Source organism: Citrobacter sp. Cf132 (assembly GCF_030333885.1).
Classification (GTDB): Bacteria; Pseudomonadota; Gammaproteobacteria; order Enterobacterales; family Enterobacteriaceae; genus Citrobacter; species Citrobacter freundii.
Genome location: NZ_JAOWFA010000030.1, coordinates 1 through 5395, shown reverse-complemented (window position 1 = coordinate 5395; position 5395 = coordinate 1). Strand labels below are relative to the sequence as shown.

Here is a 5395-nt window from a genome sequence, read left to right as displayed (position 1 = left end):
CTTCCCCGAACAGTCAACGCCGGTATTTATGGTTTCTGTCTGCTCTTCAGTAAAAATAAAGGGGAGAGACTGCGGTACTATAAACGGCCATGATGAATCGTCATCGATTCGGGCCCTGATGAAAGACGCGCGTGAGGTTCTTGTTCGTTAAGCGGATACGTATATCCTGTACAATAGCCAGATAGGCCTCACGGGGTCTAACCCTTTATCATCAACGAATTGCAGGTCAGATGGTTATACAGCTTCGAGCTTTAGTTGACTGAGTACAGCCGGAAATCATCACCGTAATGTAGTGATGCCCAACACAGCCGCGCATTTTTGGCGGCGATGGCCACAACAGCCCGCCAGTACCCTCTGCGCTCAACCAACATACAAACCCAACGGCTGAATGAGTCAGTCCTTTTCCCGGCGCCAATAAGCACTGAACGAGCCCCCTGAACCAGAAGCGTTCGCAGATACGAATCACCGGCTTTTGTGATCCTGCCGAGTTTCGACTTTCCCCCGCTGCTGTATTGTGATGGCGTCAGCCCCAGCCAGGCTGCCAGTTGGGGTCGTCTCAGAAAACGGAAAATAAAGCACGCTAAGCCGGTTGCAGCGGCCGTAGCGGCCTGAACTTGCCCGCGCCGATCTTGGCGCTGCTGCGCCAGAGGTAATCGCCGGTCAGGTTGATGTGCTCCCAGCCGAGCGGCGACAGGTACTGCAACAGGCCGTCATCGACGGCTTGACCGTGGCCACGCAAGGCGTTCGCGGCCCGCTCCAGATAGACCGTGTTCCATAGCACGATGGCCGCCGTCACCAGGTTGAGGCCGCTGGCCCGGTAGCGCTGCTGCTCGAAGCTGCGGTCGCGGATTTCCCCCAGGCGGTTGAAGAACACGGCGCGGGTAATCGCTTCGGCGCTCGCCCGCTCGACGGCGTTGAGGGCGGGCACAATGACCGACTGCCGCCGCAGGTGCTCGATCAAGGCTCTGGCCAGCACGATGCCCTTGTCGGTTTGCATGGCCAGCTCGGTCAGCAACTGGACAGCCTGCCGGTAGTGGCCAATCGTGAACGGCTGGAAGCCGAACACCGTTTGCAGCTCGACCAGGTGCTCGCGTCGGGTCTGCTCACGCTGCCCGTACTCGTCCCAGCTTTCGATGCCGACCTTGAGCTGGTTGGCGACCAGTCTCAGCAATGGCGGGAACGGTGGCTCATCAGCGCCAAGGATGACGCCGGGAAAGCGCAGGTAGCAGAGCTGCACCGCGAAGCCCAGCCGATTGGCCGGGCCGCGCCGCTGCCGGATGATGGAGAGGTCGCTTTCGCTGAACGTGTAGTGACGGATCAACTCATCCTTGGTGTCCGGCAACGCCAGCAGGCTTTCGCGCTCGGCGGCGGAGAGGATCGAACGGCGGGGCATGCGGTTTCCTTCTTCTTGAAAACGTAGGTTTGTGACAAGCCCGCCAAGGCAACCGGCGCGGCACGGGAATCAAGGCATTGCGATTCTCGAAAATAGTTCTTGAAATTCTATTCTTGATTGCATATCATCTCAACGAGTTTCGATAAGAAAGGATGCGCATGCGACCGTCTGTTGTGCTTGACATGAAGCGAAGCGCAGTGCGTGAAGCGGTAGGCCGCTTTCGCGCCGCGAACCCGCGCGTCTTCGGCTCGGTGCTGCATGGCACCGACCGGGATGGCAGCGACCTCGACCTGTTGGTCGATGCGCTGCCCGGTGCCACGTTGTTGGACTTGGGCGATTTGGAAGAAGAACTGAAATCGCTGCTCGGCGTTGACGTCGATCTGCTGACTCCCGGCGACCTGCCGCCGAAGTTCCGGGCCAAGGTGCTCGCGGAGGCGCAACCGATATGAGCGAGAACCGCCTGCCCGATTACCTCGACCACATTCAGCAGGCCGCAACCGATGCGCGCAGCTTCGTGGAAGGGATGGCCAAGGACGACTTCTTGGCCGACAAGCGCACCCAGCAGGCCGTCATCATGAGCCTGATCGTCATCGGCGAGGCGGCCACAAAGGTGATGGATGGCTACGTCGAGTTCACCCAGGCGCATGCCGACGTGCCGTGGCGCAGCATGCGCAATATGCGTAATCGCATGGCTCACGGCTATTTCGACATCAACCTCGATGTGGTGTGGGAGACGGTACAGGAATGGCTGCCGGCGTTGCTCCAGCAATTGCCCGCCGTGCGTCAGGATGCCGACGATGAAGACCGTAACGACAAAGGCATGGAGCCATGACCAATCAAGCCGCCGATGTTCGGCCCCTCTGGCGTGTTCGATCCCGCGACCTATGAGCCGCGCTCGGGCAAGACCTTCTGGATGGCCGCAACGGACGTGAGTTCGCTGGTGGGCAAGGAGGCAGCAGCCGACACGCTCATCGGCAACTGCACGACCGCACGACCAGCCTCCCGTTCAAATTCGAGTTAGAACTCATATCCAGCCTGTCTGGGTGCACTGTGAAAGAGGGATCTCCGATGACTGTTGAATCGAGAATATTTTCTGTAGCCGAGTATGTTCAGCCGTCCGAAGGCGAGCCTATTCGTTCCGTTGTGCTTGAAACCCGAGACTCAATTATCGTGGTTTGGCATGTCCATCCCGGGCAGGAAATTGCGGCTCACATTCATCCTCACGGCCAAGACACGTGGACTGTTTTGTCGGGAATGGCTGATTACTTTCAGGGCAATGGGATTGTTCGTGCCCTCAGGGAAGGTGAGATAGCCGTGGCAAGACCGGGCCAAGTGCACGGGGCGCGAAATACAGGTACCGAGCCATTTGTGTTAGTCTCGGTTGTGGCATCAGCCAATGCCGGTTTCGTATTGGCTGAGCGATAGAGCCCAATCTCTGGAGTTGGTCCAATGAGCGGTCGGGGAGATAGGTAACAGACATGCAGCGGACACGGCTGCTAAACCAGGTCGCAAACCTCCTTGCGTCGCAGCGTGCCGCAAGCGACGCGATCAATCGAATGGGGTCGGCATGAGACTGAACACCATCCAGTTCCCGACCGCGTAGCCGCCTGTCCTGCCGATCAGGTCTTGACCATCGACGCCTGGGATCAGTCCTGAATGTTCTTGGAGACCACTACGTTATGAGCCGCAGCCGCCGCAAAACACCCATCGTCGGGCACACGACCTGCGGCAGCGAGCGCGAGGACAAGAAGCTCTGGCATCAGCGCTGGCGCACCCGTGAGCGCACGGCGCTGACCAGCGCGTCGCCCGAAGCCCTGAGCGCCCATCTGCCCCTGCTGGAAAACCAGGCCAGCAGCGTCTGGTCGATGGGCAAGGATGGCCGCTCCTACTGGCCCGTCAAGCGCCAGGCCGCCACGGCGGATCGCATCGCCAATCACAAGGGACGCAACCCGCAAGAACGCGCCTCCCTGAAAAAGCGCCTGCTGCGCAAGTGGATGAGCAAATGAAGCTCTCCTTCCATCAGCACATTGCGCTGTTCTGGATGATCGGTGCTCCGGGCGTCTTCGCGCCCGTGATCGAGAACGCCAAGCGGCCCGATGCCGGCGCCGTCATGGCGTGGGGTGTCGCGATCGTGGCGGTGATGATCCTCTTCACCCCTTTGCTGCTGCGCTGTCCACCATTCCGGCGCTGGTATGGCCGGACGGATGCGCTGTCGGAGCGGCAGCGCCAGGCGCTTGCCGAGCGCGGCCTGCGCCGCTACTACCAGACCGCTTTCGATGACGGCTACGTGCCCCGCGTGATGCCCTACGTGTGGCGCATCATCTGGACGGTCGGCGGGTTGATGGCTGTGACCGCCGTACTGCCTACCAACACCGGACGGCCAGCCTTCGATGCCTTGGTGGTCTTCTCGACCTGGTATCCGATAGGCGTGATGCTGCTGGTTTTCGCGTCGAGGCCCCTTGGCCGGTTGATTCGCCAAAGAGCACAGGAGCGGCGGAAATGAGCACGTCAACCATCGAGGCGCTGGCCAGCGCCTGGGCAAGGATTGCCGAGGAAGCGGAATTCCCCGCTGACTACGAGGGGACTGCCACACCACAAGCGCATCGGGCTAGCGAAGCTATTCAGGAGCAGATTCGGGAGCGCATCGTCGCCACCAACGACATGCGGCTGTTCAGCCTGCTGCACCTGCTGGGTCAGGCGTCGCTGCGCATGGAGCAAGCGCTGTGGCCGGAGGATTACGAGCGGATGACGCGCGAGGTTGAGGAAGCCCTGCGGCAAGCCACCGACGCCAACGCCAGATCGTACACCCACGAAGAAGTGATGCAGGCGATGCAGGAACGCATCGACCGGGCGCGAGACAAGCCATGTTGATTGGCTATGCGCGCGTCTCGACGCAGGATCAGAACCTGGAGCTGCAACGCGAAGCCTTGAGCAAGGCCGGATGTAAAAAGGTCTTCGAGGACAAGGTGAGTGGCACGCGGGCAGACCGGCCTGGCTTGGCCAAGACGCTCGAAATGCTGCGCGAAGGCGATACTTTGGTCGTCTGGAAGCTCGACCGGCTGGGCCGGTCGGTCAAGCAACTGGTCGATCTGGTCGGCGATCTGCACAAGCACGGTGTCCAGTTCAGGAGCCTCACCGACTCCATCGACACCGGCACACCATCCGGGCGGTTCTTCTTCCACGTCATGGCGAGCCTTGCCGAAATGGAGCGCGAGCTGACCGTCGAGCGCACCCGCGCCGGGCTGGAAGTCGCCAAGCAGCTCGGCCGCAAAGGCGGCCGCAAGCCGAAGATGACCGACAGCAAGATCGAGTCGGCCAAGAAGCTGCTGGCCAGCGGGGTGCCGCCCAAGGACGTGGCCAAGAACCTCGGCGTGTCCATTCCGACGCTGTACCGCTGGGTGCCAGCCTCCACGCACGCTTAGCGTGCTTTATTTTCCGTTTTCTGAGACGACCCCAACTGGCAGCCTGGCTGGGGCTGACGCCATCACAATACAGCAGCGGGGGAAAGTCGAAACTCGGCAGGATCACAAAAGCCGGTGATTCGTATCTGCGAACGCTTCTGGTTCAGGGGGCTCGTTCAGTGCTTATTGGCGCCGGGAAAAGGACTGACTCATTCAGCCGTTGGGTTTGTATGTTGGTTGAGCGCAGAGGGTACTGGCGGGCTGTTGTGGCCATCGCCGCCAAAAATGCGCGGCTGTGTTGGGCATCACTACATTACGGTGATGATTTCCGGCTGTACTCAGTCAACTAAAGCTCGAAGCTGTATAACCATCTGACCTGCAATTCGTTGATGATAAAGGGTTAGACCCCGTGAGGCCTATCTGGCTATTGTACAGGATATACGTATCCGCTTAACGAACAAGAACCTCACGCGCGTCTTTCATCAGGGCCCGAATCGATGACGATTCATCATGGCCGTTTATAGTACCGCAGTCTCTCCCCTTTATTTTTACTGAAGAGCAGACAGAAACCATAAATACCGGCGTTGACTGTTCGGGGAAG

Annotated in this window: 9 protein-coding genes and 1 pseudogene; 8 read left to right on the top strand and 2 right to left on the bottom strand. The window is 59.9% G+C overall.

Going from position 1 to position 5395, the window contains the following annotated elements; all coding sequences use genetic code 11:
• Positions 1-251 precede the first annotated feature (251 nt).
• Together OGV85_RS01580 and OGV85_RS01575 are read right to left on the bottom strand one after the other, a co-directional pair.
• Positions 252-548, bottom strand: a pseudogene (locus OGV85_RS01580) (transposase); the annotation flags it as partial.
• Positions 549-580: 32 nt separating this feature from the next.
• Positions 581-1393: a DUF4158 domain-containing protein gene (locus tag OGV85_RS01575; protein ID WP_004187445.1), complete on the bottom strand. Its 813-nt coding sequence runs from the start codon at positions 1391-1393 to the stop codon at positions 581-583.
• A gap of 158 nt (positions 1394-1551) precedes the next feature.
• Between OGV85_RS01575 and OGV85_RS01570 the strand changes: the two genes are divergently transcribed.
• The 8 genes from OGV85_RS01570 (at position 1552) to OGV85_RS01535 (ending at position 5144) form a co-directional block, all read left to right on the top strand.
• A complete protein-coding gene (locus OGV85_RS01570; RefSeq protein ID WP_001247892.1) occupies positions 1552-1842 on the top strand; it encodes a nucleotidyltransferase family protein in 291 nt (96 codons plus the stop codon).
• Positions 1839-2225, top strand: a complete 387-nt coding sequence (locus tag OGV85_RS01565; protein ID WP_003100872.1) for a HepT-like ribonuclease domain-containing protein — start codon at positions 1839-1841, stop codon at positions 2223-2225. Before OGV85_RS01570 ends, OGV85_RS01565 begins: the two co-directional genes overlap by 4 nt.
• Before the next feature lie 236 nt (positions 2226-2461).
• Positions 2462-2818, top strand: a complete 357-nt coding sequence (locus tag OGV85_RS01560; RefSeq protein WP_000215515.1) for a cupin domain-containing protein — start codon at positions 2462-2464, stop codon at positions 2816-2818.
• Positions 2819-3072: 254 nt separating this feature from the next.
• Positions 3073-3399, top strand: a complete 327-nt coding sequence (locus tag OGV85_RS01555; protein WP_003100858.1) for a hypothetical protein — start codon at positions 3073-3075, stop codon at positions 3397-3399.
• Positions 3396-3896, top strand: a complete 501-nt coding sequence (locus OGV85_RS01550; RefSeq protein WP_003100856.1) for a hypothetical protein — start codon at positions 3396-3398, stop codon at positions 3894-3896. Before OGV85_RS01555 ends, OGV85_RS01550 begins: the two co-directional genes overlap by 4 nt.
• Complete coding sequence (locus OGV85_RS01545) at positions 3893-4264, top strand: hypothetical protein (protein WP_003100853.1); 372 nt, start codon at positions 3893-3895, stop codon at positions 4262-4264. The genes OGV85_RS01550 and OGV85_RS01545 overlap by 4 nt, the downstream gene beginning before the upstream one ends.
• Positions 4258-4815, top strand: coding sequence for a recombinase family protein (locus OGV85_RS01540; protein WP_003100847.1), 558 nt, complete (start codon positions 4258-4260; stop codon positions 4813-4815). The genes OGV85_RS01545 and OGV85_RS01540 overlap by 7 nt, the downstream gene beginning before the upstream one ends.
• Positions 4788-5144, top strand: a complete 357-nt coding sequence (locus OGV85_RS01535; protein WP_286552937.1) for a transposase — start codon at positions 4788-4790, stop codon at positions 5142-5144. Before OGV85_RS01540 ends, OGV85_RS01535 begins: the two co-directional genes overlap by 28 nt.
• Positions 5145-5395 lie beyond the last annotated feature (251 nt).

Excerpts from the sequence above, each read along its gene's own strand:
- OGV85_RS01565 (WP_003100872.1), top strand. The coding sequence starts at position 1,839 with ATGAGCGAGAACCGCCTGCCCGATTACCTCGACCACATTCAGCAGGCC.
- OGV85_RS01545 (WP_003100853.1), top strand. The coding sequence starts at position 3,893 with ATGAGCACGTCAACCATCGAGGCGCTGGCCAGCGCCTGGGCAAGGATT.
- OGV85_RS01570 (WP_001247892.1), top strand. The coding sequence starts at position 1,552 with ATGCGACCGTCTGTTGTGCTTGACATGAAGCGAAGCGCAGTGCGTGAA.
- OGV85_RS01575 (WP_004187445.1), bottom strand. The coding sequence starts at position 1,393 with ATGCCCCGCCGTTCGATCCTCTCCGCCGCCGAGCGCGAAAGCCTGCTG.
- OGV85_RS01550 (WP_003100856.1), top strand. The coding sequence starts at position 3,396 with ATGAAGCTCTCCTTCCATCAGCACATTGCGCTGTTCTGGATGATCGGT.
- OGV85_RS01555 (WP_003100858.1), top strand. The coding sequence starts at position 3,073 with ATGAGCCGCAGCCGCCGCAAAACACCCATCGTCGGGCACACGACCTGC.
- OGV85_RS01540 (WP_003100847.1), top strand. The coding sequence starts at position 4,258 with ATGTTGATTGGCTATGCGCGCGTCTCGACGCAGGATCAGAACCTGGAG.
- OGV85_RS01560 (WP_000215515.1), top strand. The coding sequence starts at position 2,462 with ATGACTGTTGAATCGAGAATATTTTCTGTAGCCGAGTATGTTCAGCCG.